This window comes from Paraburkholderia sp. J69-1 (genome assembly GCF_905220255.1).
Classification (GTDB): domain Bacteria; phylum Pseudomonadota; class Gammaproteobacteria; order Burkholderiales; family Burkholderiaceae; genus Paraburkholderia.
This window is the reverse complement of the sequence record NZ_CAJMZG010000113.1, coordinates 1-274: the sequence shown is the minus strand read 5'-3', so window position 1 is coordinate 274 and position 274 is coordinate 1. Positions and strand designations below refer to the sequence as shown.

Sequence of the window (274 nt, the reverse complement as noted above, 5' to 3'; positions counted from 1 at the left end):
ACTGCGTCTGCTGCTGGTGGGTTTCGAATCCGGCGACGACCAGATTCTCGTGAACATCAAGAAGGGCGTACGCACGGATTTCGCCCGCCGTTTTAGCGGCGATTGCAAGAAGCTCGGCATCAAGATTCACGGCACGTTTATTCTGGGTCTGCCGGGCGAGACGCAGGACACGATTAAAAAGACCATCGAGTACGCAAAGGAAATCAATCCGCACACGATTCAGGTTTCGTTGGCTGCGCCGTATCCGGGCACGACGCTCTACAAACAGGCGGTG

The 274-nt window shown here is 55.8% G+C and carries 1 pseudogene; it reads left to right on the top strand.

Going from position 1 to position 274, the window contains the following annotated elements:
- A pseudogene (locus U5A67_RS40630) lies at nt 1–274 on the top strand (hopanoid biosynthesis associated radical SAM protein HpnJ); the annotation flags it as partial.